27 protein-coding genes are annotated in these 25,276 nt (G+C 69.5%); 11 read left to right on the top strand and 16 right to left on the bottom strand.

Annotated elements, in window-relative coordinates; genetic code table 11:
* Nucleotides 1-38: 38 nt before the first annotated feature.
* Nucleotides 39-599 (bottom strand): ribosomal protein L7/L12, encoded by a 561-nt coding sequence (locus D514_RS39540; protein ID WP_017829521.1) that lies wholly within the window; start codon nucleotides 597-599, stop codon nucleotides 39-41.
* 71 nt (nucleotides 600-670) lie between these two features.
* Between D514_RS39540 and rlmN the strand changes: the two genes are divergently transcribed.
* Nucleotides 671-1,972 carry a 23S rRNA (adenine(2503)-C(2))-methyltransferase RlmN gene (rlmN, locus tag D514_RS27345; RefSeq protein ID WP_017829520.1) on the top strand — a complete coding sequence of 434 codons (1,302 nt, stop codon included), beginning with the start codon at nucleotides 671-673 and terminating at the stop codon, nucleotides 1,970-1,972.
* On the opposite strand, the gene D514_RS27340 is transcribed toward rlmN, so the two are convergent.
* Complete coding sequence (locus D514_RS27340; protein WP_017829519.1) at nucleotides 1,921-2,544, bottom strand: NAD(P)H-dependent oxidoreductase; 624 nt, start codon at nucleotides 2,542-2,544, stop codon at nucleotides 1,921-1,923. The genes rlmN and D514_RS27340 overlap by 52 nt on opposite strands.
* A 66-nt stretch (nucleotides 2,545-2,610) precedes the next feature.
* Here D514_RS27340 and D514_RS27335 point away from each other — a divergent pair, with 66 nt between their 5' ends.
* Both D514_RS27335 and D514_RS27330 read left to right on the top strand, forming a co-directional pair.
* Nucleotides 2,611-3,183, top strand: a complete 573-nt coding sequence (locus tag D514_RS27335; protein WP_017829518.1) for a TetR/AcrR family transcriptional regulator — start codon at nucleotides 2,611-2,613, stop codon at nucleotides 3,181-3,183.
* A gap of 85 nt (nucleotides 3,184-3,268) precedes the next feature.
* Entirely contained in the window at nucleotides 3,269-4,894 is a 1,626-nt protein-coding gene (locus D514_RS27330) for a DUF4407 domain-containing protein (protein WP_017829517.1), read from the top strand.
* A gap of 40 nt (nucleotides 4,895-4,934) precedes the next feature.
* On the opposite strand, the gene D514_RS27325 is transcribed toward D514_RS27330, so the two are convergent.
* Nucleotides 4,935-5,243, bottom strand: coding sequence for a hypothetical protein (locus D514_RS27325; RefSeq protein ID WP_017829516.1), 309 nt, complete (start codon nucleotides 5,241-5,243; stop codon nucleotides 4,935-4,937).
* 52 nt (nucleotides 5,244-5,295) lie between these two features.
* On the opposite strand from D514_RS27325, the gene D514_RS27320 reads away from it, so the two are divergent.
* The 3 genes from D514_RS27320 to D514_RS27310 are packed head-to-tail and all read left to right on the top strand — an operon-like array spanning nucleotide 5,296 to nucleotide 8,217.
* Nucleotides 5,296-6,768 (top strand): PLP-dependent aminotransferase family protein, encoded by a 1,473-nt coding sequence (locus tag D514_RS27320; protein ID WP_236610925.1) that lies wholly within the window; start codon nucleotides 5,296-5,298, stop codon nucleotides 6,766-6,768.
* 10 nt (nucleotides 6,769-6,778) lie between these two features.
* Nucleotides 6,779-7,150 (top strand): hypothetical protein, encoded by a 372-nt coding sequence (locus D514_RS27315; RefSeq protein WP_236610924.1) that lies wholly within the window; start codon nucleotides 6,779-6,781, stop codon nucleotides 7,148-7,150.
* A gap of 53 nt (nucleotides 7,151-7,203) precedes the next feature.
* Entirely contained in the window at nucleotides 7,204-8,217 is a 1,014-nt protein-coding gene (locus tag D514_RS27310; protein ID WP_017829513.1) for an aldo/keto reductase family protein, read from the top strand.
* 104 nt (nucleotides 8,218-8,321) lie between these two features.
* Here D514_RS27310 and D514_RS27305 read toward each other — a convergent pair whose 3' ends face one another.
* Genes D514_RS27305 through D514_RS27290 form a run of 4 tightly spaced genes read right to left on the bottom strand, consistent with a single transcriptional unit; the run spans nucleotide 8,322 to nucleotide 12,810 of the window.
* On the bottom strand, nucleotides 8,322-9,242 hold the full coding sequence (locus D514_RS27305; protein WP_017829512.1) for a carbohydrate ABC transporter permease: 921 nt from the start codon (nucleotides 9,240-9,242) through the stop codon (nucleotides 8,322-8,324).
* Nucleotides 9,239-10,201, bottom strand: coding sequence for a carbohydrate ABC transporter permease (locus D514_RS27300; RefSeq protein ID WP_017829511.1), 963 nt, complete (start codon nucleotides 10,199-10,201; stop codon nucleotides 9,239-9,241). The genes D514_RS27305 and D514_RS27300 overlap by 4 nt, the downstream gene beginning before the upstream one ends.
* A gap of 3 nt (nucleotides 10,202-10,204) precedes the next feature.
* On the bottom strand, nucleotides 10,205-11,515 hold the full coding sequence (locus tag D514_RS27295; protein WP_017829510.1) for a sugar ABC transporter substrate-binding protein: 1,311 nt from the start codon (nucleotides 11,513-11,515) through the stop codon (nucleotides 10,205-10,207).
* 59 nt (nucleotides 11,516-11,574) lie between these two features.
* Nucleotides 11,575-12,810, bottom strand: a complete 1,236-nt coding sequence (locus D514_RS27290) for an aminotransferase class V-fold PLP-dependent enzyme (protein ID WP_017829509.1) — start codon at nucleotides 12,808-12,810, stop codon at nucleotides 11,575-11,577.
* A 164-nt stretch (nucleotides 12,811-12,974) separates the two neighbouring features.
* Here D514_RS27290 and D514_RS27285 point away from each other — a divergent pair, with 164 nt between their 5' ends.
* Complete coding sequence (locus D514_RS27285; protein WP_017829508.1) at nucleotides 12,975-13,658, top strand: FadR/GntR family transcriptional regulator; 684 nt, start codon at nucleotides 12,975-12,977, stop codon at nucleotides 13,656-13,658.
* 20 nt (nucleotides 13,659-13,678) lie between these two features.
* On the opposite strand, the gene D514_RS27280 is transcribed toward D514_RS27285, so the two are convergent.
* Genes D514_RS27280 through D514_RS27260 form a run of 5 tightly spaced genes read right to left on the bottom strand, consistent with a single transcriptional unit; the run spans nucleotide 13,679 to nucleotide 17,514 of the window.
* Nucleotides 13,679-14,194 carry a glycine cleavage system protein R gene (locus D514_RS27280; RefSeq protein WP_017829507.1) on the bottom strand — a complete coding sequence of 172 codons (516 nt, stop codon included), beginning with the start codon at nucleotides 14,192-14,194 and terminating at the stop codon, nucleotides 13,679-13,681.
* Nucleotides 14,195-14,217: 23 nt separating this feature from the next.
* Complete coding sequence (locus tag D514_RS27275; RefSeq protein ID WP_017829506.1) at nucleotides 14,218-15,276, bottom strand: PLP-dependent cysteine synthase family protein; 1,059 nt, start codon at nucleotides 15,274-15,276, stop codon at nucleotides 14,218-14,220.
* 21 nt (nucleotides 15,277-15,297) lie between these two features.
* Entirely contained in the window at nucleotides 15,298-16,110 is an 813-nt protein-coding gene (locus D514_RS27270; RefSeq protein ID WP_017829505.1) for a GntR family transcriptional regulator, read from the bottom strand.
* Nucleotides 16,110-16,514 carry a D-ribose pyranase gene (rbsD, locus tag D514_RS27265; protein WP_017829504.1) on the bottom strand — a complete coding sequence of 135 codons (405 nt, stop codon included), beginning with the start codon at nucleotides 16,512-16,514 and terminating at the stop codon, nucleotides 16,110-16,112. Before rbsD ends, D514_RS27270 begins: the two co-directional genes overlap by 1 nt.
* A gap of 37 nt (nucleotides 16,515-16,551) precedes the next feature.
* The gene (locus D514_RS27260) at nucleotides 16,552-17,514 is read right to left on the bottom strand and encodes a ribokinase (protein ID WP_017829503.1); all 963 of its coding nucleotides are present in this window, start codon (nucleotides 17,512-17,514) and stop codon (nucleotides 16,552-16,554) included.
* A 118-nt stretch (nucleotides 17,515-17,632) separates the two neighbouring features.
* Between D514_RS27260 and D514_RS27255 the strand changes: the two genes are divergently transcribed.
* Complete coding sequence (locus tag D514_RS27255; protein ID WP_017829502.1) at nucleotides 17,633-18,295, top strand: transaldolase family protein; 663 nt, start codon at nucleotides 17,633-17,635, stop codon at nucleotides 18,293-18,295.
* 19 nt (nucleotides 18,296-18,314) lie between these two features.
* On the opposite strand, the gene D514_RS27250 is transcribed toward D514_RS27255, so the two are convergent.
* Complete coding sequence (locus tag D514_RS27250; protein ID WP_017829501.1) at nucleotides 18,315-18,992, bottom strand: FadR/GntR family transcriptional regulator; 678 nt, start codon at nucleotides 18,990-18,992, stop codon at nucleotides 18,315-18,317.
* Nucleotides 18,993-19,038: 46 nt separating this feature from the next.
* On the opposite strand from D514_RS27250, the gene D514_RS27245 reads away from it, so the two are divergent.
* The gene (locus tag D514_RS27245) at nucleotides 19,039-20,013 is read left to right on the top strand and encodes an amidohydrolase (protein ID WP_017829500.1); all 975 of its coding nucleotides are present in this window, start codon (nucleotides 19,039-19,041) and stop codon (nucleotides 20,011-20,013) included.
* Between the two features lie 90 nt (nucleotides 20,014-20,103).
* Here the strand turns inward: D514_RS27245 and D514_RS27240 are convergent, their stop codons facing one another.
* Together D514_RS27240 and D514_RS27235 are read right to left on the bottom strand one after the other, a co-directional pair.
* Entirely contained in the window at nucleotides 20,104-20,868 is a 765-nt protein-coding gene (locus D514_RS27240; protein ID WP_031205716.1) for an SDR family NAD(P)-dependent oxidoreductase, read from the bottom strand.
* Complete coding sequence (locus tag D514_RS27235; protein WP_017829498.1) at nucleotides 20,850-21,710, bottom strand: fumarylacetoacetate hydrolase family protein; 861 nt, start codon at nucleotides 21,708-21,710, stop codon at nucleotides 20,850-20,852. Before D514_RS27235 ends, D514_RS27240 begins: the two co-directional genes overlap by 19 nt.
* A 124-nt stretch (nucleotides 21,711-21,834) precedes the next feature.
* Here D514_RS27235 and D514_RS27230 point away from each other — a divergent pair, with 124 nt between their 5' ends.
* Both D514_RS27230 and D514_RS27225 read left to right on the top strand, forming a co-directional pair.
* On the top strand, nucleotides 21,835-23,130 hold the full coding sequence (locus D514_RS27230) for an L-fuconate dehydratase (protein ID WP_017829497.1): 1,296 nt from the start codon (nucleotides 21,835-21,837) through the stop codon (nucleotides 23,128-23,130).
* Nucleotides 23,117-24,103 carry an aldo/keto reductase gene (locus D514_RS27225; RefSeq protein WP_017829496.1) on the top strand — a complete coding sequence of 329 codons (987 nt, stop codon included), beginning with the start codon at nucleotides 23,117-23,119 and terminating at the stop codon, nucleotides 24,101-24,103. Before D514_RS27230 ends, D514_RS27225 begins: the two co-directional genes overlap by 14 nt.
* 58 nt (nucleotides 24,104-24,161) lie before the next feature.
* Here the strand turns inward: D514_RS27225 and D514_RS27220 are convergent, their stop codons facing one another.
* The gene (locus D514_RS27220; RefSeq protein WP_017829495.1) at nucleotides 24,162-25,163 is read right to left on the bottom strand and encodes a LacI family DNA-binding transcriptional regulator; all 1,002 of its coding nucleotides are present in this window, start codon (nucleotides 25,161-25,163) and stop codon (nucleotides 24,162-24,164) included.
* Between the last annotated feature and the right edge of the window lie 113 nt (nucleotides 25,164-25,276).

Below are 25,276 nucleotides of genomic sequence, written 5' to 3'. Positions count from 1 at the left end.
GTCCATTCTCCCGGGTGCAGCTTGTAATGACAAGTTGGTCAGGAGGCGTGGGTGCGCGGCCAGGCCTCGATCAGGTCCTTCGACTCCTTGAGTCCGAGTCCCGTGTGCTGGCGCAGCGCCTTGATCGCGGCGATGGCGGAGCCGCCGGCGACCATCCTGTCGATCTCGGTGGCGACCGACGGCGGCAGCGATGCGCGCACCGACGACGGGGTCATGGCGGTCGGGGTGATCGAGGAGCGTGTGGCCGTGGCGTTCGACACGGCTGCGAGGTGCGGTGCCGTGGTGCTGACCGACCAGTGCTCGATGCGGTCCTTCGCCTCTTTGAGGCCGACGCCCGAGTGGTCGCGGTAGAGCTTGATCGCGTGGATCTTCTGCCCGGCCGAGACGAGCCGGTCGATCTCGGCGATCACGGTCGGTGTCAGACCGGAGACCGACGCCGATGCGGACGAGGCCGGAGCCGTGCGCGCGGTCGTGGGCGACGGGGTGAACACCTGTGGCTCCGGCAGCTTCGGGCGCATGCCGCGCAGTGCGACCGCGAGGATCGCGACGACCACGATCAGGCCGACGACGATCGCGATGATCCACAGCACGGCATCCATGGGCTCAGTCTAGAGAGGTCGCCTCCCGCGCCCCAGGGCGTTCCCATCCGCCACCGCGTACCCTGGAGGGTATGACCGAGACTCCCCGCACGCGCGAGACGCGCCCCGCAGCATCCGCGTCCGCCCCGCAGGGTCGGCCCGCCCAGGGCAAGGTCCGCGAGACGCGCACGGCGCAGGTGCGCCCCGCGACCGAGGGGTGGACCCAGCAGAAGGATGCCGAGGGGCGTCCGCTGCTGCAGTTCGCGAGCCCCAAGCGCGGCAAGCCGCCGGTGCACCTGGCCGACCTCACGCCGGCCGAGCGCACCGAGAAGGTCAAGGAGCTCGGGCTTCCGGGCTTCCGCGCGAAGCAGCTGTCGACGCACTACTTTCGTCACTACACGTCCGACCCCGAGCAGATGACCGACCTTCCGGCCGACACCCGGGAGCAGCTCGTCGCCGGCATGCTCCCGCCGCTGCTCACCGAGGTACGACGCCTGGAGACCGACCGCGGCGACACGATCAAGTTCCTGTGGCGCCTGCACGACGGCGCGCTGGTCGAGTCGGTGCTCATGCGCTACCCCGGCCGCATCACGCTGTGCGTGTCGAGCCAGGCCGGCTGCGGCATGAACTGCCCGTTCTGCGCGACCGGACAAGCGGGGCTCACCCGCAACATGTCGACGGCCGAGATCATCGAGCAGATCGTCCGCGCGAACCGTCTGATCGCCGATGGCGGGCTCGGCGGCAAGAAGGCCGATGACCACAGCATGGAGCGTGTCTCGAACATCGTCTTCATGGGCATGGGGGAGCCGCTCGCCAACTACAAGCGCGTGATGGATGCGGTGCGCTCGATGGTCGCCCCGCAGCCCGACGGCCTCGGCATGAGCGCGCGCGGCATCACGGTGTCGACCGTTGGCCTCGTGCCCGCGATCAAGAAGCTCGCCGACGAGAACATCCCGGTCACGTTCGCGTTGTCTCTGCACGCGCCCGATGACCACCTGCGCGACGAGCTCATCCCCGTGAACTCGCGGTGGAAGGTGGATGAGGCCCTCGATGCCGCCTACGAGTACTACGCCAAGACCGGTCGCCGCGTCTCGATCGAGTACGCACTCATCAAGGACATGAACGACCACGCCTGGCGCGCCGACCTGCTGGCCGAGAAGCTCAATCAGCGTGGCCGCGGCTGGGTGCACGTGAACCCGATCCCGCTGAACCCGACGCCCGGCTCGATCTGGACCTCGTCGGAGATCCCGGTGCAGAACGAGTTCGTGCGCAGGCTCAACGACGCCGGTATCCCCACGACCCTCCGCGACACCCGCGGCAAGGAGATCGACGGCGCCTGCGGTCAGCTCGTCGCCACGACCGAGGACGAGGCCGCTTCCGCTGCGATCGGCTGAGGCGCACCCGCTCGGCGTCCGTCCGCGGCGCCCAGCCGTTCGGCGCGGTCGAGCCACCGCGTGATGGTGGCATCGCTCGCGTCCTTCACACCGAGCATGCGGTGCGTGCGCACCGAGCGGATCCCGCAGAAGCGCATCGTCCCTCGGGCGACGTGGGTCTGCGCGGGCAATCCGGTGAACGGCACGAAGTACCAGGGTGTGTCCGCGAGCAGGAGCAGGCGGCCGTGGCGTGCCGGCAGCAGGCCCTCGACGAGACCGAGCTTCGTGTACCGGTACTCCTGCTGCGGCAGCAGGGCGCGGTCGAAGAAGCCCTTCAGCAGGGCGGGGACCGACCCCCACCACAGCGGCGTCGCGATGACGACCGTGTCGGCGCTCTGCAGCGCCTGCTTCGCCTCGACGAGGTCGGGCTCGAGTGTCATGCGCTCGCGGTAGCCGAAACGCAGGTTCGGATCGAAGTCGAGGTCGCGGAGCGCGAGCACGCGTGCGTCGCCGTGGGCTGCGGCGTAGCGCTGCGCGAGCGCGGCGGTCAGGGAGCGGGCATCGGGATGGCCGTCGATCACGAGAGCGGACATGGCGGGATTCCTATCTGGACAGTGTCAAGCTGGTGGACACTGTCAAGATAGGAGAGGATGTTGCTCATGTCAAGTTCGAAGGACGGCTACCACCACGGCGATCTCGCCCGTGCGCTGGAAGACGCCGCGATGCAGCTGCTGGAGCGCATGCCCGCGGCGGAGATCAGTCTGCGGGAGGTCGCTCGGGCCGCGAACGTCAGCCACAACGCCCCCTATCACCACTTCTCGGACCGGCTCGGACTGCTGAAGGCGATCGCCGAGCGCAGCATGGCCGACCTCCTCGAGCAGGTCCGCGCTGCCGCCGAGAAGGCCCGGACCCCGCGGACCGCGCTCACCGATGGGGGATCCGCGTACATCCGTTTCGCGGTCGAGCATCCGCACGCGTTCGATGCGGTCTACGACCCGACCGTCTGCGTACCCGGGGCGCCGACCCCGACGATGGCGCCTCTGATCGACGGGCTCGAGGCCGTGCTCGCCGAGAGCGCAGCCGCCGCGGGCCTGGACCGACCGACCGATGTCGTCGCGCTGTGGGGTCTGATCCACGGGCTCGGCACGCTGGCCGCCGCCGGGCACTTCACGCTCGACGACGGGCTCTCCGCCTATGCCGCCGCCCTCGATCGGCTTCTGCCGGCGACCTGATCCGCCCGGTTCCGCCGCCCAAGCTGTGAGTCGCTCAAAGCACTCTTCCACGCGATGCACAGGCGACCTTTCGTAGATTGTTCGGATGCCCTATTCCGCCCATCGACCGGGTCGCTACGACTCGCAGGGTCGGATCATCCTCGACAGCGACCCGAACGCCGTCACGGATGACCTCGACTTCCTGCGCGAATTCGAGCCCACCGGCACGGACGACGCCACCCGTGAGGCGTCCGCATCCGTGCCGTCGGAGGCGACTCCGATCGCCGATGCCCTCGTCTCAGAAGAGCCCGCCCCGGTGAAGCCCGCGCGTGAGCCGCGCGCGCGCCGGCCCCGCAAGACGCGCGCACCGCGCACTCCCGGTTCGCGCGCGCGGACCCTCGCGATCCTCGGAGGAGCGGAGGGCGAGATCCTCGACCGCGTCCCCGGCGAGACGCCGCGCTTCGTGCAGATGTTCTTCGTGCTCGCCGGCACCGCGCTCGTCTCGGCGATCTCGATGCTCTTCGCCCTCACCACCGGTGTGCAGGCGGCCATCTGGCTGGCCGTGCCGCTGGCGCTCGTGTGGGCGCTCATCATCTTCAACCTCGACCGCTTCCTCACCTCGACCATGAGCTCGACGAGGAACGTCTGGCGCCTCATCGGCCTCGCGATCCCGCGTGTGATCATGGCCGCGATCATCGGCTTCGTCGTCGCCGAGCCGCTCGTGCTGCAGATCTTCCACAACGACATCGCCCGCGAGGTCGCCTCCACCAACATCACGCAGTCGCAATCCGACCAGGAGGCTCTCGAATCGGGCCCGGAGAAGATCGCGCTCGACGCGGCATCCGCCAAGGTGGCCGAGCTCGAGAACCAGGCGGCGACCGGCATCGTCGCGGGAACGGATGCATCGTCGGCCACGGAGTCCGCCGCCCAGGCCACGGTCGATGACGTGACCGCGAAGATGACCGCTCAGCAGGCGGTGATCGACCAGGCTCGTGTGCTGTACCAGTGCGAACTGACGGGTGAGGGTGCCGGCACCGTTCCCGGCTGCACCGGCGTCAACGGCCAGGGTGCCAGCTCGGATGCCGCCAAGGCGCAGCTCGCCGAGGCCCAGCAGACCTACGACGCGCTCGCCGCGCAGCTGCGCACCGCGAACGAGGAGCTCGCCGCTGCGGGAACCGCCGCGAAGGAGAACACCTCGTCGTCGGAGGCGCAGAACCGTGAGCAGGCGAAGTCGCAGCTGCCGACCGCCCGCGACTCCTACGACCAGGCACTCGCCGCGTACAACGCGCGGGCCGACGCCGTGGCGCAGGGCAACGCCGGTGCCGTCGGGCTGCTCAGCCAGATCAGCGGACTCAACCGGCTGAGCGAGAAGGAGCCCTCTATCCTGTGGGCGCACATCCTGATCGCCGCGCTGTTCTTCATGATCGAGCTGCTGCCGGTGCTGGTGAAGGTGCTCACGAGCTACGGCGACCCGAGCCTCTACGAGAAGGCCGCGGCGATCCGCAAGCAGGTCGCACTCGACCGGGTGACGGCCGAGGGGTTCCGTGACCGCGCCAAGATCGTGACGGACCAGTCCCAGGAGGTACAGGCCGAGGCCGGCTCCGGTGAGCCGCAGACGCGTGCGGAACGCCGCGAGGCGGCGGAGGCGCAGGAGCGGGAACGGGCGGAGAAGCGCGCGCAGGCGCAGACGCTCGAGGAGCAGGAGGAGCTGGTTCGTCCGACGATCGGCTGAGCCGGGCAGCGCGGCGCGGCGAGGCTGCGCGAGGTGCCGGTCAGGCGAGTTGAGGAATGCGCTCCGGCATCCGTGGCGCCTGCTGCGGGGAGAGCTCGCTGATCCGGGTGGTTCCCCGCGCCGGTTGGTCGCGGACGGCGGCGGCGATCGAGCGGATCAACGCAACGGTGGACGGGGTGCGTGCCCAGCGCGCTCCGGTGAGCAGTGCCTCGATGCGGGCGAGCGGATGCTGAAGCGTGACATCGTGCTGGCGGACATCATCGCTGAGCCACTCCAGGAGCTGTGTGATGGTCCAATCGCGGTTGATTGGTCCAAGCTCTGAAGGACTGCTAACGAAATGCGTGTTCATTGGTCCAGAATCGGTTCTCATGAGCGTGAAGGACAGGGCCAATGGCGGGCCAATGGATCAGGTATCGGCCATTGCTGCGGGACGAGCGGCATCTCTCGTGCACGCAGGTGACGTGTCGTCGGAAGCGCTCTCGGCACGGCTCGGCCGCTGGACACAGGGAGACGGCACTCTCGCCGCCCGGCTCTCGCGGGGCATCGAGGGTCTGATCGCGAGTGGTGAGCTGCGCCCGGGGGACCGGCTGCCCGCTGAGCGCGCACTGGCAGCCGCAGGCTCCGTCTCGCGCGGCACGGTCGTCGCCGCGTACGCCGACCTCGCCGAGCGCGGTCTCGTCGACCGGCGGCAGGGGAGCGGCACCCGCATCGCCGGGACAGCCGCAACCGCGGTGCCCGCCCAGCGACCGGGGCGAGGAGAAGCTCTGTTCTCCGCGCTGCCGAACGCGATCGATCTCCTGCGCACCGTGCCGCAGATCTCCGACCTCGGGGTGCAGCTCATCCGCGATCACAAGCCGCGGCTCGACCTCGCACTGCTGCCCGAGACCGACCCTGCGGGCCTTCCTGCCCTGCGTGCCCTCATCGCCGACATGTACACCGCGGAGGGGACGCCGACCACACCGGAGCAGATCCTCGTCACCCACGGCGCGCAGCAGGCCATCAGCCTCGTGGTGAATGCGCTCGTCGGGCCCGGCGACATCGTGCTCGCCGAGGAGATCACCTGGCCGGGAGTCACCGACTCGGTCGGACTGCGCGGTGGCACGGTGCACGGCGTCCCGATGGGGGACGACGGTCTCGACGTCGACGCGCTGGAGCAGGCGCTCGCCCGACTGCGCCCCGTGCTCGTCGCGCTGAACCCGCATCACCAGAATCCCACCGGGTCGCGCCTGCCGGCCTCCGCGAGGCACCGGGTGGCCGAGCTCGCCGCGCAGTACGGCGTTCCCGTCATCGAAGACCGCGTGCTCGCGGGCATCTCCTTCGATGGGGTCGTGCCGCCCACGCTCGCGGCCGAGCGCGCGGATGCCCCCGTCATCGTGGTCGAGTCGGTGTCGAAGTGGGTGTGGGCGGGGCTGCGGATCGGCTGGTTGCGCGCCGACCCCGTGCTCGTGCGACGGCTGCGCGGCGCGCGCCAGCTCGCCGACCAGTCCACCAGCGTGCCGGGTCAGCTGCTCGCTCTCGACCTGATCGCCCGCGCCGACGACCTGCGCCGGGCGAACAGCCGCATCCACCAGGAACGGCTGAGACTGCTCCAGACGCTCCTGGCCGAGCACCTGCCCGACTGGACGGTCGAACCGCCCCGCGGCGGGCTCTCGCTGTGGGTGCGGTTGCCCGCGGGGTCGGCGGCGGCGCTCGCCAGGACAGCCGCAACGCACGGCGTCTCGGTCGCGGGGAGCGCGGCGTTCGCCGTTTCCGCGTCGCCCGACGATCACATCCGCATCCCGTTCACCGCACCCGATGACGTGCTGGCCGAGGGCGTCCGCCGACTCGGGGCGGCCTGGCGCGAGTATCGGGAGACTCTCGGGGTGTCCTCTTAGGCTGACCCGCATGACTCGGATGCAGCGTCGGACCATGCGGATGCAGACGCTGTGGATCTCGATCGTCGGCGTGCTCGCCGTCACGATCTATGCCGCGCTCGCCGCCGTGCAGATCCTGGTGCTCAATCCACTCGCGGCCGCTGCGCGTCCGTTGATCCCGGCGATGGGTTTCCTGGTGCTGCTGACGCTCGGGGCGGGGGGTTACTTCATCGCCTCGTTCGGCGCCGGCATGGGACTCGCCGACGCCTTCGGCATCGGCGGGGGCGACTACTCGCCATGGGCTCGCCCCCTCTATGCCGCGAGTGCGCTCTCCGCCGTCGCGCTCGTCGTCGTCGGAGTCATGGCCGCGGTACGACCACGCTCCGCTCCTGCGGCCGCCTGACCTCTTCCCTCGCATCCGGCCCGGCCATAGTGGGCAGCCAGTAGCGTTGATCCATGGTCAACTATCGCTATCTCGGCAACAGCGGTCTCAAGGTCTCGGAGATCACCTACGGCAACTGGGTCACCCACGCCTCACAGGTCGGCGACGACGCCGCCGTGAAGACCGTGCATGCCGCGCTCGACGCTGGTATCACCACCTTCGACACCGCCGACACCTACGCCAACACGGCCGCGGAGGTCGTGCTCGGCAAGGCGCTGGAGGGTCAGCGCCGCGAGGGGCTGGAGATCTTCACGAAGGTCTACTTCCCGACCGGCCCCAAGGGACCGAACGACACCGGCCTGAGCCGCAAGCACATCTTCGAGTCGATCAACGGCTCGCTCACGCGCCTCGGCACCGACTACGTCGACCTGTACCAGGCGCACCGCTTCGACTACGAGACCCCGCTCGAGGAGACGTTCCAGGCCTTCGCCGACGTCGTCCGCCAGGGCAAGGCGCTCTACATCGGCGTCTCGGAGTGGACCGCGGAGCAGCTGCGCGAGGGGCATGCTCTCGCCAAGCAGCTCGGCATCCAGCTCATCTCGAACCAGCCCCAGTACTCGATGCTGTGGCGTGTCATCGAGGGCAAGGTCGTGCCGGCATCCGAAGAGCTCGGCATCTCGCAGATCGTCTGGTCGCCGATGGCGCAGGGCGTGCTCAGCGGCAAGTACCTCCCTGGTCAGCCGGTGCCGGAGGGTTCCCGTGCGACCGACCCCCACAGCGGCGCCGACTTCATCAAGAGCTTCCTGCAGGACGACATCCTCACCGCCGTCCAGCGCCTCAAGCCGATCGCCGAGCAGGCGGGCCTGTCGATGCCGCAGCTCGCGATCGCGTGGGTGCTGCAGAACCCGAACGTGGCAGCGGCCCTCGTCGGAGCCTCGCGTCCGGAGCAGCTCGCCGAGACCGTCAAGGCCTCTGGTGTGAAGCTCGACGCCGACACCATGACCGCGATCGACGAGGCGCTGGGCGACACGGTCAACCGCGACGCGGAGGCGACGTACTCGACCTCCCCGAAGACGCGCCTGGTCTGAGTGTCCTGATCTGACGCCGAGACCCATCGGTAGCGTCGAGACCCACCCCCGCTGACGTATGCGGGGGTGGGTCTCGACGTTGGGCGTGGGTCTCGGCGGCCGCCTTACTCCTTGACGGCGCCGGCGGTCAGGCCCTGCACGATCCAGCGGCTCGCGAGAGCGAACATCGCCATGGTCGGCAGGATCGTCAACACCGCGGCGGCACTCATCGAGCCCCAGTCGATGTTGAAGGTGGAGATGAAGCCGTTCAGCGCCGAGGGCACGGTGCGGTTCGCGTCGGTGTTCATCAGCACGACCGACAGGAACAGCTCGTTCCAGCAGTTGACGAAGTTGAAGATGAACGCCGCGATGATGCCGGGGGTCATCACCGGGACGAGCACGCGGAACAGAGCGCCCAGGCGTGAGCATCCGTCGATCATCGCCGCCTCTTCGAGCGCATCCGGCACGTTCTCGAAGAAGCCCCGCAGCATGACGGTCGAGAACGGGATGCAGATCGCGATGTACACGAGAATGAGCCCCGGCTTGGTGTCGACCAGGCCGAGGTCGGTCATCATCGAGTAGAGGGGCCCGAGCGCGATGAATGCCGGGATCATCTGGGTCAGCAGGAACGCGATCAGGATCGCCCCCTTGCCGCGGAACTCGAACCGGGCCAGCACGTAGGCGCTCAACAGGGCGATGAGGGTGGCCACGGCACCGCCGACGACCGCGACCAGGGCGGAGTTGCCGAGGAACACCCCGAACGAGCTCTTCTGGAACAGGCTGATGTAGTTCTCGAGCGAAGGCTCGCTCGGCCAGTACTCGATCGGGAAGCGGTTGATCGTGCCCGGCGACTTGATCGACGTCAGCGCGATCCAGTACAGCGGGAACAGTGTGATCACGAGCCAGAGTCCCAGGCCCACGACACGGACGATGCCGCCGATCGTGACGCGCGGCTTCGGGCGCGGTGCGGATGCCGGGTCGGGCACGGTGATGCGGCGGGTCTCGGTGATCGAGGAGCCCGTCCGCGAGGCGTCTGTCATGGTCATCGCTGCACTCTCCGCATCGCCATCAGGTAGAACGCGCAGAACACGAACAGGACCGCCATCACGATGAGGCCGATCGCGCTCGCGAAGCCGTAGTTGCCCTGTTGGGTGTAGTTGATCATCCAGGTCGTGATGATGTGCGTCTGGTTGGCGGGTCCGCCGTTGGTCATCGCGTAGATGATGTCCGGGAAGTTGAAGATCCAGATCACGCGCAGCAGGATCGTCAGCAGCAGCGTCATCGAGATGTACGGGATGATGATCGAGAACAGCTGACGGAACTTGCCGGCGCCGTCCAGGCTCGCAGCCTCCAGCATCTCGTCGGGGACCGACTGCAGGGCCGCGAGGATCATGATCGCGAAGAACGTCACCCCGTACCAGACGTTCGCGACGATCACCGCGAACATCGCGAGCTTCGGATCGGCCAGCCAGGGCAGCGGCGCGTCGATCAGCCCGGCCTTCATGAGCAGGTCGTTGACCACGCCGAACTCGGCGTTGAACATCCAGCGGAACAGCATGCCGATGAGGAAGCCCGACACCGCCCACGGGAAGAACACGAGGGCCTGGTAGAGCCCGCGGAAGCGGAACCTCTTGCGCAGGGCGAGCGCGATCAGGAACCCGATCACGAGCTGCGGCACGAGCGAGCCGACGACCCACAGCACGGAGTTTCCCGCGACGGTCGGGAACGCCGGATCGCGGAACACCGCGAGGAAGTTGTCGAAGCCCACGAACGGCGTCGACGTGAGATCCCACAGGTTCCAGTCGTGGAAGGCCATGCGCGCGCCCTGCAGCATCGGCCAGTAGGTGAACCAGCAGACGAAGACGATCGCCGGCGCGAGGAAGGCCAGCAGCGTCCATGCCTGGCGGCCGCGGAACGGGCGTCGGCGCGATGCCGGGGAGGCCCCGACGGCTGCCTGCTGCGAAGCAGTGCCGACGGAGCCTCCCTTCTGAGCGGTGCGGGCCACAGGTCAGCCCTTTTCCGCGGCGTACTTCTCGGTCCAGAACGCATCCCACGACGCCAGCAGGTCGCTGGTCGACATGTTGCCCAGCAGCACGTTCTGCACGTCCTGGTCGGACTTCTGGATCCACTCGGTCCACCAGCTGACCCCGCGCGGCTGGCGCACGTTGACGTAGGTCTCCGGGTCTTCCGTCATGGTGACGTAGCTGGTCCACGGGCCCGACGAGTAGAAGTCGTCGTCGGCTGCGGCCGTGATGATCGGCACCAGGCTGTTGGCCTGCGCGAACTCGGTGGCGGGCTCTGCCGAAGAGAGGAACTCGACCAGCTTGACGGCCGCCTCCTTGTTCTCGCTGTTCTCGGCCACACCCCAGCCGGCGACGGCGAGCGGCTGCGCGGCCTTGCCCGACGGGCCGACGAGCAGCGGAGCGGTGTCCCACTGGTCTTCGGTCAGCGAGGAGTCCTGCACGGTCGCGATGACCTCGGGGTCCTGCAGCAGGAAGGCGGTGGTGCCGTTCGTGAAGCCGGCGACCATCTCGGGGTAGCCCCACGAGACGGCGGAGGGCGGGGAGGCCTTCTTGAAGAGGTCGAAGTAGTCGTCGACGGCGTCCTGTGCCTCGGGCGCGGCGAAGATCGTCGAGCCGTCCTCCATCAGGAACGCGTCGTCGACGTCGAGTCCGTCGATCGTGTACGCCTCGATGGCCGCGACCACGTTGCTGTTGGCGTTCTGGCCACCGCGGAAGGCATAGCCGTAGATGTTGTTCGACGGGTCCTGGATCGCACTGGCCTGCTCGAGCAGGTCCTTCCAGCTGTGCGGCGGACCGTCGAAGCCGGCGTCCTTCACGAGGTCGGTGCGGTAGAACAGCGACAGGCCGTAGAAGCCGTAGGGCACGAAGTAGCTCTTGCCGTCGGCGGCGACCGAGGCGGACTGCGCGTTGTCGGTCAGAGCATCCCAGCCGTCCCACTTCTCGAGGTCGGGGCCCAGGTCGTACAGCCAGCCGTTGTTCGCGAACGGTCCGACCGTGATATCGCGGACTTCGAGGACGTCGACGCCCTTGCCGGACTGCAGCATCTGCTGGATCTTCGCGTCGGCCTGCTCGGTGGGAGGGGAGACCAGGTTGACCGTGATCTTCGGGTTCGCCTTCTCGAAGTCGTCGAGCAGTCCGCGTAGGAGCTCGGTGCGAGCGGGGTTGGTCAGGCTCTCGACCATCTGCAGGGTGACGGCGCCGTCGGCGGACGGGCCGGAGCTTGCGGAACAGCCGGTGAGAGCGAGGACGGCGACGGTGCCGAATCCCGCTGCGGTCGTCAAGATCTTGTTCTTCACGATGTGCCTCTCGGTGGGGTGGGGGTGGATGTTGCGGTCGGGCGGGGGGATGGACGCGGTCAGGGAAGGATGAGGGAATCGGCGCGGCGAATGCCGGCACGGCTGAGGATCTGCGGGACGCAGCGCTCGACGAAGGCCTCGTAGTCGGCGGCCTCGTTGTAGAGGTGGGCGGAGAGTCGGAAGTAGCCGACGCCGCGGAAGCTGGTGAAGGCCGTCTCGACGCCCACCTCGTCGAGCAGGTCCATGCGCAGGGCGTCGGCCTCTTCGCGGGTCGCGCCGAGCCCGAGCGGAAGGCGCACGAGTCGCATCGACGGCACGGGCGAGGGGAGCGGGGTGAGCGGGTCCTCGTCGCCGTAGGGGCGCAGGGCTTCGGCGATCAGCTCAGCGCCGGCATCCGCGGTCTCTGCCATCGCGGTGCGCGCGGCCGCCCAGCCGAACTCGCTCTCGATGAAGTCGATCGCGGTCGGGGTCGCCAGGTAGGTCGTGGCGTCGATCGTGCCCTGGGTGTCGAAGCGGGTGGGGTAGGGCTCGCGAGCGGCCCACGAGTCGATGAGCGGCCAGAGCTCGTCGCGGTCGGGGGCGGTCGTGACGAGCAGGGCAGAGCCGCGCGGGGCGCAGGGCCACTTGTGCAGGTTGCCGAACCACCAGTCGCCTCCCGCGACCGCTGCCGCGTCGGGGATGAGGCCGGGGGCGTGGGCGCCGTCGACGAGTGTGCGCACGCCGCGCTGGGCCGCGGCGTCGGTGATGCGCCGCGTGGGCAGCAGCCGCGCGGTGGGGGAGGTGATCTGGTCGACGACGATCAGGCGGGTGCGGGGCGTGAGCGCATCGGTGAAGAGCTGCACGATCTCGTCGTCGGAGGCGAGCAGGGGCAGGGCGACGGTGCGGACCGTCGCACCGAACCGGCGGGCGAGGCGCTCGGCTCCCATCGTGATCGCCCCGTAGCCCTGGTCGGTCACGAGGATCTCGTCACCGGTCTCGAGCTGCAGCGCGTTGTAGACCACGGTCGCCGCCGCGGAGGCGTTCGGCACGAAGGCGCTGTCCTCCGCACGCGCGCCCACGAACGGGGCGGTGCGTTCGCGAGCCTCCTGCACGCGTTCGGCGATGCGCGGGAACCACTCGACGGGGCTGAGATCGGCGCGGCGGCGCAGGGCGTCCTGATGATCGACGACGACGGACGGGACCGCGCCGAAGGATCCGTGGTTGAGGTGGATCACTTCCCGGTCGAGGGGCCAGGCGTCGCGCGCTCGCATGCCGGAGTTCAGCGTGAGCGGTGCGGGGAACAGCGGTGCGGGCATCAGTCCTCATCGATGAGTCGGGCGAGTTGTTGCACAACTTTGCCACATGCCGTCGAAAACTGCCACGAAATGGTGAAGATGAAACATAGTTGTCATACGAGTTCCCTGCGAAGGGGAGTTCCGACAGACTTCACGAGGGGTGGGGAGTGTCAGAGAGGATGACGATGAGCGCACTCGACACGGCGCTGCACGGGCTGCGGGCGCTGATCGCCGACGGTGCGCTGCGGCCCGGCGACCGGCTTCCGAGCGAGGGCGAGCTCTGCGAACGGCTCGGCGTCTCCCGGGGCTCCCTGCGCGAAGCGATCCGGATGCTGGCCGCTCTCGGTGTGCTCGACACCCGTCACGGCTCCGGCAGCTACGTCAGCGAGCTGCGTGCCGCCGACCTGATCGGCAGCCTGTCACTCACCGTCGGACTGCTGCCGATGGCCGGAGTGCTCGAACTGACCGAGCTACGCCGCGTGCTCGAACCGCATGCCGCCGCGCTCGCCGCGGCCCGCATCGACGAGGACACGGTGGCGTCGCTGGACCGTGTGCTCGACGAGATCGAGGCGACCACCGACTTCGAGGCGCAGTCGCGGCTCGACCACGAGTTCCACATGGCGATCTCCGGCGTTGCGGGGAACGAGGCGCTGACCAGTCTGATCGACGTGCTGCGTTCGCGTTCGAGGGCTTATCGGATCTCCGACCCCGAGGACGCCGCCGAGCTCAAGGTGCACTCGGATGCCGGGCACCGTGCGATCCTGCGCGGCCTGGCGGCGGCGGACCCGGTCGCCGCGAGTGCTGCGGCCTCCGCTCATGTCGCGTACACGGAGTACTGGGTGCGGAGGTACTCGGGTCTCGAGGGCTGACGCGCGTTCTGGCGGACCGGTCAGCCGAGGGTGATGTCGACCTGGATCTCGGCGGCGATGCGTTCGAGGTCGGCACGCAGGGCGTCGAGGTCGACGGAGGCCGGGACCTTTGCGGTGACCGATGCCTCGAACAGGCGCCCTCCGGCCATCGCCGCATCCCTGGTCTCGGTGGCGAGCTCCTCGATGCTCAGGGCATGCGCGCTCAGCACGCCGGAGACTTCGCGCACGATGCCGGGACGGTCGTTGCCGAGCACCTGGATCTCGAGCAGCTGATCGTCGTCTGCGGCGGCATCGGGGGTGCCGGTGAGCACGGCGAGCGTGAGGAGCCCCTGGCCCTGGAGGCCGCGCAGAGCGCTCTCGAGCTCCGCCGCCTGCTCGGTCGGCACGGAGACCTCGATGACGCCCGCGAACGTGCCGGCGAGCTCGGCCAGCGAGCTGTTCTCCCAGTTGCCGCCGTGCGCATCCACGACATCGGCGACGGCGGCCACGAGGCCAGGACGGTCTGCACCCGCGACGGTGAGGATGAGTGTGGTCATGCGGCCAGCGTAGCCCGCAGCCCTCACTCCGCCCAGACGCCGGACTCCAGGAATCCTTCGAGGCGTGCGCGGTGCGGGGCGAGGTCCCAGCCTTGGGCGGCGACCCACTCGTCGGAGTAGTACGTGCCGGCGTAGCGGACGCCGCTGTCGCAGATCAGGGTCACGACGCTGCCCGTCTCGCCCGCGGCACGCATCCGGGCGATGAGCTGGAACGCGCCGTAGAGGTTGGTGCCGGTCGAGCCGCCCGCCCAGTGCAGGGTGCGCTCGCGCAGCAGGCGGATCGCGGCGATCGAGCCGGCATCGGGGACGCGGATCATCTCGTCGATCACGGTGGGCACGAACGACGCCTCGACCCGGGGGCGGCCGATGCCCTCGATGCGGCTCGGACGCCCGGCCGGCGGGTCCACGGTGCCGGCCCATCCGTCGTAGAAGGCCGAGCCCTCGGGATCGACGACCGCGACCTTTGTGTCGTGACGGCGGTACTTCACGTACCGGCCGAACGTCGCGCTCGTGCCACCGGTGCCGGCGCCCGTGACGATCCAGGTGGGGATCGGATGCCGCTCCTGGGCGAGCTGGCTGAACACGCTCTCGGCGATGTTGTTGTTGCCGCGCCAGTCGGTCGCGCGCTCGGCGAACGTGAACTGGTCGAGGTAGTGGCCGGTGCAGTCGGAGGCGAGGCGCTGGGCCTCGGGCGACATGTCCTCTGCCCGGTCGACGAAGTGGCACGTGCCGCCGTAGAACTCGATGAGGTCGATCTTCTCCTGCACGGTCGAACGGGGAACGACCGTGATGAACGGCAGCCCGAGCATGCGGGCGAAGTACGCTTCGGACACGGCGGTCGATCCGCTCGACGACTCCACGAGCGTGGTGTCTTCACGGATGCGTCCGTTGACCAGGCCGTAGAGGATCAGCGAGCGCGCGAGGCGATGTTTGAGGGAGCCCGTGGGGTGCACGGACTCGTCCTTCAGGTAGAGGTCGATGCCCCACTCGGACGGCAGCGGGAAAAGGTGCAGGTGGGTGTCGGCACTGCGGTTGGCATCGGCTTCCAGCAGGGCGATCGCGGTGCTGGTCCAGTCGCTCATGCCCTCGACACTACCTGCCGCTCAGCCGACCGTTCCGGCCGGGGAGGCCCCGCCTTCGCCGTCCACGTGCAGCAGCGAGGCCTGCGACTGCTCCTGCTGCAGCTGGAACTCGAAGCGCGAGCGGTCACCGCGGTGATACGCGATGAAGTACTCGATCGGCGTGCCGTCGGAACTGCGGCTGATGCTGCGCAGACGCAGCAGGGCCGAGCCGGCGCTGACTCCCAGGTGCTGTGCCTGCTCGTGCGTGGCCACGGTCGCCTCGGCTGAGCGCACGCCGTGCGTCGCGACGATGCCGTTGTCGGCGAGCAGTCGGTACAGGGATCCCTCGGTCAGGTCGGCACCGAGCGTCACGGAGCCGACGGCCTCCGGCATCCAGGTCGTCGACAGCGACCACGGCTCGCCGTCGACATGGCGCAGACGCTCCAGCACCACGACGGGCGACCCCACGGGCACCTCCAGCGCCAGGGCGACCTCGTCATCCGCCGTCGTCTGCTCGTGCCGCAGCACGTCGCTGTGCACATGGCCGCCGCGGCGCTCGACATCGTCGTACAGACCGACCAGGGTGTGCACCAGACTCTCGCTCGTGCGGGGGCGGGAGACGAAGGTGCCTTTGCCCTTCACCCGCTCGACGAGTCCCTCGTGTTCGAGCTGGGCGAGCGCCTGGCGCACGACGGTGCGCGAGATGCCGTAGCGCTCGCACAGCCGATGCTCACCGGGCAGCGGGTCGCCGGGCTGCAACCCGTCGCGCGCGATGCCGTCGATGATCAGCTGGCGCAGCTGATCGTACATCGGTGCGGCGGAGTGCCGGTCGATCGCGTCGTCGACGAGGGCCATCAGTACGCCACCCCCGCGTGCAGGATCACGTTCGCGTAGGGGGTGAACTCCCCCGACCGCACGAATGCGCGGGCGCCGCGGCTGAGCTTCTTGAACTCGACGTGCGGGAGGAGTTCGATCTCGAATCCCATCCCGGCGAACCGCTCCCGCAGCGCGGCCAGCACCTCCGGGCTCTTCTCGGCGACCTCTGCCGAGACCGTCGCTCCCTCCACGACCAGCTCGGCGAGCACGGTGTCGAGCACGTCGAGGAAGGCCGGAGCCCCTGGGCGATACGCCAGGTCGATGCGCTCGGAGCCCGGGGGGATCGGCAGGCCCGCGTCGGTGACGACGAGCAGGTCGGTGTGGCCGGTCTCGCTGATCACGCGGGAGAGCGCGGGATTGATCGTGGTGGCTGTCTTGCGCATGTGGCTCCTCGGTGCTCCGCAGGTTCGGTTCGCGAGTTCAGTCCGCGACGGGTACGGCCGAGCGCTCCGTCAGAAACGCATCGACCTCGGCGCGGTGGGGAAGGCTCGGCGACGCCCCCTGCTTGGTGACGGTGAGCGCGCCGGCCGCGGTGGCCAGGCGCACGGCATCCGCCAAAGTGCTGCCGTTCGCGAGCGCCGCGCCGAGATATCCGGCATAGGCGTCGCCCGCCGCAGTCGTGTCGACGGCCTCGACCGGGAACGGAGGGATCACGGAGGCGCCCTCGGCCGTGACGACGCACGACCCCTGGCCCGCGAGGGTGATCACGGCGGCGCCGACGCCCTGGGCGAGGAACCAGCGTCCGGCGCGCTCGGCCGAGGCGGCATCCGTCACCTCGATGCCGCTGATCAGCGTCGCCTCGGTCTCGTTGGGGGTGACGATGTCGATGCTCCGCCAGATCTCCGCGTCGAGCTCGGCGGCCGGTGCCGGGTCGAGGATGACCGTCATCCCGTGCTCGCGTCCGCGCGCGGTGATGTGCGCCGTGAGCGCCGACGGCGTCTCGAGCTGGGTGAGAAGCACCGAGGTCGTGGGGGCGAGAGCTGCGAGCGCCTCGTCGATCTGCCCGGCGCTGAGGGCGGCGTTGGCGAGCGGCACCATCACGATGTCGTTCTGCGCCGAGGAGTCGACCCGGATGTGCGCGATGCCGGTCGGGCCGGGAACCGTGCGCAGATGCGTGAGGTCGACGCCCGCTGCCGTGAGCCCGTCGACGACGAGGTCGTGGAAGAGGTCGTCTCCCACGCAGCCGACGAAGCTCGTGCGTGCACCGGAGCGACCGGCCGCGACGGCCTGATTCGCGCCCTTGCCCCCCAGCATGAGGGTGAACTCGTCGCCGAGGATCGTCTCGCCTCTGGCCGGCAGGCGCCCGGAGAAGGTGGTCACATCGGCCGTGACGCTGCCGACGATGACGACGCCGGTGCGGTCCTCGGGGTGTGCGGGGGTCATCTCGCTCCTGATCTTCCTCGACGGCAGGCATGGCCGTCGCTTTGACAGACCGCGATGGCTGTCATTACATTAGCCGAATCCGCACCTGTAACGACAGGTTGTCCGCGAGGAGACCCCGATGACCCCGATCGCGCCACGCCTGTACGTCGACAGCGCCGACGTCGACCGTGTCTCCCCGCTGCTCGCCGCGGGGGTGGTGCACGGCGTCACCACGAACCCGACCATCCTCGAACGCGGTGGTCGCACCGCCGCCGAGATCCCTGATCTCTACGCCCGCTGGGAGTCGGAGGGGGCGCGCGAGATCTTCTTCCAGACCTGGGGCGGCGACACCGCCTCATTCCTCCGCAACGCCGAGGGCATCCGCGCGCTGGGCGACCGGGTGGCCGTGAAGGTGCCGGCCACGGCTGCGGGTTTCGCCGCCGCAGCCGCGCTCGTGCGCGAGGGGGCGACCGTGCTGGTCACCGCCGTGTACTCGGTCGCGCAGGCGCTGGCGTGCGCGTCGATCGGCGCGCAGTACATCGCCCCGTACCTCGGACGGATGCGCGATGCCGGGCTCGACGGCGACGCGACGATCGCCCGCATGCAGGAGGTGTGCGCGGGGAGCGCGTCGAACGTGCTCGCCGCATCCTTGCGCTCGCCGGATGACATCACCGGACTGCGGCTGGCGGGGGTCCCCTACTTCACCGCGGCTCCCGACGTGCTCGACCGGCTGCTTGCGCATGAGGTGAGCGACAGCTCGGCGGCCGAGTTCGACGCCGCGATGGTGCGCCTGGGGGCGTGAGCGGCTGCTCCCGCCGGCGTCAGCTGGCTGCGGCCTGACGCAGCCAGCGCTCGACGCCCGCGATGTGCGCCGTGGCCAGAGAGGTCGCGAGAGCGGAGTCATGCTGGGCGATCGCGTCGGCGATGGCCCGGTGCTCCGACAGGGTGCGCTCGACAGCGCCGCCTTCGGTGAGGCCGCGCCAGACGCGGGCGCGGACGGTCTGGCTGCTCAGATGCTCGATCAGGCTCGCGAGGTAGGCGTTGCCGGACATCGCGACGATCTCGCGGTGGAAACGGATGTCGTGGTCGACCAGGGACTCGATCGTGACCGCCGCATCGATGGAGTCGACCTCATCCTGCAGCTCGGCGATCTGCTCATCCGTGCCGAGTGTCGCCGCGAGCCCTGTTGCCTGCGACTCCAGCATGCGCCGCACTGCGAAGATCTCGAGCATCGAGTCGTCGTCGTGCATGTCGACCACGAACGAGATCGCCTCCAGCAGCAGATGCGGCTCGAGGCTCGTCACGTAGGTGCCGTCGCCGCGGCGTACGTCGAGGACCCGGATGACCTCCAGCGCCTTGACCGCTTCGCGCATCGAGCTGCGGGACAGGCCCAGTCGTTCGGACAGCTCCTTCTCGGGGGGAAGCCGATCACCGGGGGAGAGCTCGCCCGCCACGATCATCGCCTTGATCTTCTCGATCGCCTCGTCGGTGACTGCCATGGCGTCATCCTAGCGATTGATCGGATGTCTCCGGCAGGATGGAGCCATGCGCGTTCTCGATTCACATCTGCACCTCTGGGATCCGGAGGTTCTGACGTACACCTGGCTCGAAGGGCCGATGGCCTATCGGTTCGCCGACCTCGAGCTCGAGCATGCCCGCCTGGGCCTGGCCGAGCCGGAGAAGTCGGTGTTCGTGCAGGCGGAAACGATCGAAGACGACTTCCTCGCCGAGGTGGACTGGGTCGCAGGCCTCGCCCCCGCGCTCGGCATCGTCGGGATCGTCGCGGGCATCCGCCTCGACAGGGGGACCGACACGGTCGCGCATCTGGAGGGACTCCAGGCCGAACCACTGGTCGTGGGCGTGCGGCACAACCTGCAGGGGGAGCCGGACGGACTCGCGGTCTCGGCGGCGTTCGTGACCGGTGCCAGGGAGGTCGCCGCTCGTGACCTGAGCTTCGACGTCTGCGTGCGCGAGAACCAGCTGCCAGACATCGCCCGCCTGGCCGGAGCCATCCCCGAGCTGCGGCTCGTGCTCGATCACCTCGGAAAGCCCGCCGTCGGCACAGCGGCGTCCCCGCTCGCACCGTCCGCGGAGTGGGCGCGCGACCTCACCGAGCTGGCGCGGCATGCGAACGCCTTCTGCAAACTCTCGGGGCTGCCGGGAGAGGCAGGCGGCGACTGGAGCGCCGAGCAGCTGGAGCCGTTCCTCGACGTGGCGGCGGATGCCTTCGGCGTCGAGCGGCTGATGTGGGGGAGCGACTGGCCCGTCTCCGTGATCGGTCCGGCCGAGGCCGGCGACCCGCATGCGCCGGAGGATGGGGCCGCGACGTACCAGCCCACCGCGCGGTCGCGCTGGGCCGACGCCGTCATCGCCTGGGCGGAGACGCGAGGGCATGACCTCGATGCGCTTCTGTGGCGCAACGCCGAGCAGTTCTACCGCACCGATCGGCCGCGGCTGCTGCAGACGGACGAGGCTCCGCGCTCCGGTCTCCGGAGCTGGCTCCGCGGCCACCGCGGCTGAGCGCCGTCTGACCGGCGTTCCGGTCGCAGTTGCTGCCGTCCCCGCACGTCGGATGCGGCGTCAACTGCGACCGGAAGGAGGAAGCGGGGGCTACTCCGCGCGCAGGCGCAGCTGGGCCATGCCGCCGTCGACCTCGATGAAGGTTCCGGTGGTCGAGCCCGCAGCGGGGCTCACGAGGTAGGCGACAGCCGCGGCGACCTCGTCGGGGCTGACCAGTCGCCCGTGGGGCTGGCGTGCCTCGAGGGCCGCACGCTCGGCGGCGGGGTCGGTGGCCGAGTCGAGCAGGCGTCCCACCCACGGAGTGTCGGCCGTGCCCGGGTTGACCGCGTTCACACGGATCCCCTCGCGCAGGTGGTCGGCGGCCATCGCGCGGGTGAGGGCGGAGACGGCACCCTTCGACGCGCTGTAGAGCGCGCGCTGCGGCAGTCCGGTGGTCGATGCGATGGATGCCGTGTTGCACACCGCCGCCGACGGGGACTTCCGCAGCCACGGGAGGGCTGCCGAGGTGACACGGGCGATACCGGTGACGTTGACGGAGAGCACTCGCGCCCACTCGTCGTCGTCGTTCGCGGTGATGTCGCCCTGCGCGCCGATGCCGGCGTTGTTGACGACGATGTCGATGCGCCCGAACCTCTCGGCCACGGCGGCCACCGCCGCGTTGACGCTCGCGCGGTCGGAGACGTCTGCGGTGAAGGCGGCGAAGGCGGGGTCGGCCGCTGCGGTGTCGCGGTCGAGCACCGCGATGGTCGCGCCGTCGGCGTGCAGGCGCCGCGCGATCGCCGCGCCGATTCCGGATGCTCCGCCGGTGACGATCGCCACCAGTCCCTGCAGTGCGCTCACTTCTGGGCCTCCCATGCCACGAACTCCTGTCGCTGACGGCCGAGGCCGTCGATCTCGATCTCGACCACGTCGCCCGCGGCGAGGTACGGGTACTTCCCCGAGAGGGCGACGCCCTGCGGGGTACCGGTGAGGATCAGGTCGCCCGGTTCGAGCGTCACGTACTGCGACAGGTGGTGCACGATGTGCTCGACCGTGAAGATCATGTCGCTCGTGTTCGAGTCCTGCCGCGGCTCGCCGTTCACGAAGCTGCGAAGTCCGAGCGCGTGGTGGTCGACCTCGTCGGGGGTGACGAGCCAGGGGCCGGTCGGGTTGAAGCCGGGCGCGATCTTCCCCTTGGACCACTGGCCGCCGGAGACCGTCATCTGGAAGTCGCGCTCGGAGACGTCGTTCGCGGCGACGAAACCGGCGACGTGCGCGAGCGACTCCTCGGGACTGTCGAGATAGGCGGTGCGGGTGCCGATGACGATGCCGAGCTCGACCTCCCAGTCGGTCTTCTCGCTGCCTCGCGGGATCGTGACCGTGTCGTTCGGGCCGACGACCGTGTTCGGGGTCTTGAGGAAGAGGATCGGGATGGTGGGCGGCTCCGAGCCGGACTCGGCCGCGTGGGCCGCGTAGTTCATGCCGATGCAGATCACGGCGCTCGGGCGGGCGATCGGGGCGCCGATGCGCATCGATGCGGCGTCCGCGAGCTCGGGGAGCTCTCCGCCTTCACGCGCGGCCGTGACCCGGGCGACGAAGTCGCTCTCGAGGAAATCGCCGTTCACGTCGGATGTTACGGAGCGGAGGTCGAGGTATCGGTCGCCCTCCACGAGGACGGGGATCTCATTCCCGGGGGTGCCGAGCCGCGCGAACTTCATGTTTCTCCTGATCGGTCGGGAGGCCGCGATGAGGCGGCCGGTCTCGTTGACAGTATAGACATCGGATGTTTACACTCCAAGAGATCCGCACGGAAGAAATCACCCGTGCATGGAGAGGAATCCCGTGAGCCGTATCGTCGCCCTCGACACCACCGACATCCGCTTCCCCACGTCCCTGAGCCTGGACGGGTCGGACGCGATGAACCCCGACCCCGACTACTCGGCCGCGTACGTCATCGTGCGAACCGACGCCGACGACGACATCGAGGGGCACGCGTTCGTCTTCACGATCGGCCGAGGCAACGACGTGCAGGTCGCGGCGATCGACGCGCTCGCCGGGCACCTCGTCGGGCGCGAGATCGAGCCGCTGCTCGACGACATGGGCGGCACGTTCCGCGACATCATCGGCGACTCGCAGCTGCGCTGGCTCGGCCCCGAGAAGGGGGTCATGCACATGGCCATCGGCGCGGTCATCAACGCGCTGTGGGACATCAAGGCCAAGCGCGCGGGGCTTCCGCTCTGGCAGCTGCTCGCCCGCATGACGCCGGAGGAACTCGTCGACCTGGTCGACTTCCGCTACCTCACCAACGCCCTCACCCCCGAAGACGCCCTCGAGATCCTGCGCGCTGCCGAACCAGGACGAGCTGAGCGCGAGCAGCAGCTGCTGGCCACCGGATACCCCGGCTACACCACGAGCCCCGGCTGGCTCGGCTACTCCGACGAGAAGCTCGAACGCCTCGCCCGCGAGGCCATGGCCGACGGCTTCACCCAGATCAAGCTCAAGGTCGGCGCCGACCTCGATGACGACATCCGCCGCTTCCGCAAGGCGCGGGAGGTGTGCGGACCCGACTTCCCCATCGCGATCGACGCCAACCAGCGCTGGGAGGTGTCGGAGGCGATCGAGTGGGTGAACGCGCTCGCCGAGTTCCATCCCGCCTGGATCGAGGAGCCCACGAGCCCCGACGACGTGCTCGGCCACGCCGAGATCGCCAGGGGTGTCGCGCCCATCCGCGTCGCGACGGGTGAGCACGCGCAGAACCGCGTCATCTTCAAGCAGCTGCTGCAGGCCGACGCCATCTCGGTCATGCAGATCGACGCCGTGCGCGTGGCCGGGGTGAACGAGAACATCGCGAACCTGCTGCTCGCCGCCAAGTTCGGCGTGCCCGTTTGCCCGCACGCCGGTGGTGTCGGCCTGTGCGAGGCTGTGCAGCACCTGTCGATGTTCGACTTCGTCGCGGTCACCGGCACCCGCGAGGGCCGCATGATCGAGTTCGTCGACCACCTGCACGAGCACTTCGTCGTGCCCACCGACATCCAGGGCGGCTCGTACATGGCGCCGACCGCGCCGGGAACGGGTATGGAGATGAAGGCCGACAGCATCGCGACCTACACCTGGACGGGTGCACATGTCGGTGCCTGATCGCGGGGGAGTGCGCGACCGCCTGGAGGTTCCCGCCCTCGGGTACGGCGCCGCGAACGTGGGCAACCTGTTCCGTCCGCTCAGCGACGACGAGGCGTGGGCCGTGCTGGATGCCGCGTGGGAGAGCGGCATCCGCTTCTACGACACCGCGCCGCACTACGGTCTGGGGCTGTCGGAGCGCAGGCTCGGGGCGTTCCTGCAGACCAAGCCGCGCGACCAGTACGTGCTCTCGACCAAGGCCGGGCGCCTGCTGCGGCCGAACCCCGACCACTCCGGCGGCCTCGACACCGCGAACGACTTCCACGTGCCGGACGACCTGCAGCGCGTGTGGGACCTCTCGGAGGCGGGCATCCGCGCGAGCGTCGACGAGTCTCGCGAACGGCTCGGCATCGAACGCATCGATCTGCTCTACCTGCACGACCCCGAGCGGCACGACCTCGACCTCGCGCTCGCCGAAGCCCTGCCCGCGATGGAGCAGCTGCGTGCCGACGGCGAGATCACCGCGATCGGCATCGGCTCGATGGTGTCGGATGCTCTCGCCGCAGCCGTGCGTGCCGCCGACCTCGACCTGATCATGGTGGCCGGCCGGTACACGCTGCTCGAGCAGCCTGCCGCCGTCGATGTGCTCCCCGCCTGTCGTGAGACCGCAACCGGGATCGTGGCGGCGTCCGTCTTCAACTCGGGGCTGCTCGCATCGAGTGAGCCACGCCGCGACGGGCGCTACGAGTACGGACAGCTCCCCGACGAGCTGTGGGACAGGCTCGTGCGCATCGCTGCCGTGTGCGCCGATCACGGTGTGCCGCTGCCCGCTGCGGCCATCCAGTTCCCCCTGCAGTCCGACGTCGTGCGCTCCGTGGTGGTGGGCGGCAGCCGCCCGGCACAGCTGCAGCAGAACGCGGAGTACGCCGCGCTCGAGATCCCGGCAGGGCTGTGGGAGAACCTGGCCGCGGAAGGGCTCATCCCGGCGGCCTGAGTTCCCCCCCCGCCTGCGGCGGAAGGTCGTCTACGGCGGCGGGCCGAGACCGAGCGCATCAGCGCCCGACGGTCGACTCCCGCACGATGAGCTCGGCGGGGAACGGCGTCGTCGCGGGCGGCGGTGCGCTGGGGTCGGCGAGCTGCTGCAGGAGCGCTGCTCCCGCGGCGCGGCCGATCTCGTAGCCGGGCTGCCGCACGCTCGTGAGCGGAACGACGCTCTGGTGCGCCTGGGCGACGTCGTCGAAGCCGACGAGCGCGATCTCCTCCGGCACCCTGACGCCGTGGCGCAGCAGCTGCGTGAGCACGCCGACCGCCACCATGTCGTTCGCCGCGAACACGGCGTCGGGGCGCTCGGCGGCGGGCATCGCGATGATCTGCTCGCCGGCGAGGAGCCCGTCCTCCGTGGCCAGGTGCGGCACCTCGATCGTCGTCACGGTCGCCGCGGTCCCTGAGACCGCTTCCCGGAGCCCTGCCAGACGGTCGTTCGACTGGCTCACCGCGGGATTGCCGAGGAACAGGATGCGCCGCCGGCCGAGTGTCACGAGATGCTCTCCCGCGAGTCGCCCGCCGTCGCGGTCGTCGAACAGCACGGATGCGACCTTCGAGGAGTCGGGGATCGGGCCCACCACGACCGAGCGGATGCCCCGATCGGCCAGGGCTTCCAGGCGCGGCACCACGTCGCCGAGCGGGTAGATGACGATGCCCTGCACCCGGTGCGCCTCGAACATGTCGAGGTTGCGCCGCTCCTGTGCGTCGTCGCGGTTGCTGTTGCTGAAGAACAGCGACCAGCCGCCCTCGCGGGCGACGTCTTCGACCCCGCGGGAGAGGTCGTGGAAGTAGGGCAGCCAGGCGTCGAGCAGGATGAGGGCGAGCGCCTTGCTCGATCCCGCACGCAGCTGCCGAGCCGACTCGTTGGGCACGAAACCGAGCTGCTCGATCGCCGACCGCACCCGTTCGCGGCTCGCTGCTCCGAGCACGTGCGGGTGGTTGAGGTAGTTCGAGACGGTGGAGGAGGAGACTCCGGCGAGGGCGGCGACGTCCTTGACGCTCGCGGGCATGGGGCTCCTTGGTCGGGCCGCGTCGATCGGGGTTCCTGACGGCGTCGGCGGCATCAGGATATCGGAGGACTTGCAACGTGCCAAGAAAGTTCTTGACAGGGGTCGGGCGACCG

This window comes from Microbacterium sp. UCD-TDU (assembly GCF_000340625.1).
GTDB classification, from domain to species: Bacteria; Actinomycetota; Actinomycetes; order Actinomycetales; family Microbacteriaceae; genus Microbacterium; species Microbacterium maritypicum.
The sequence above is the reverse complement of the archived record's forward strand: the minus strand, read 5'-3'. Positions and strand labels throughout refer to the sequence as shown.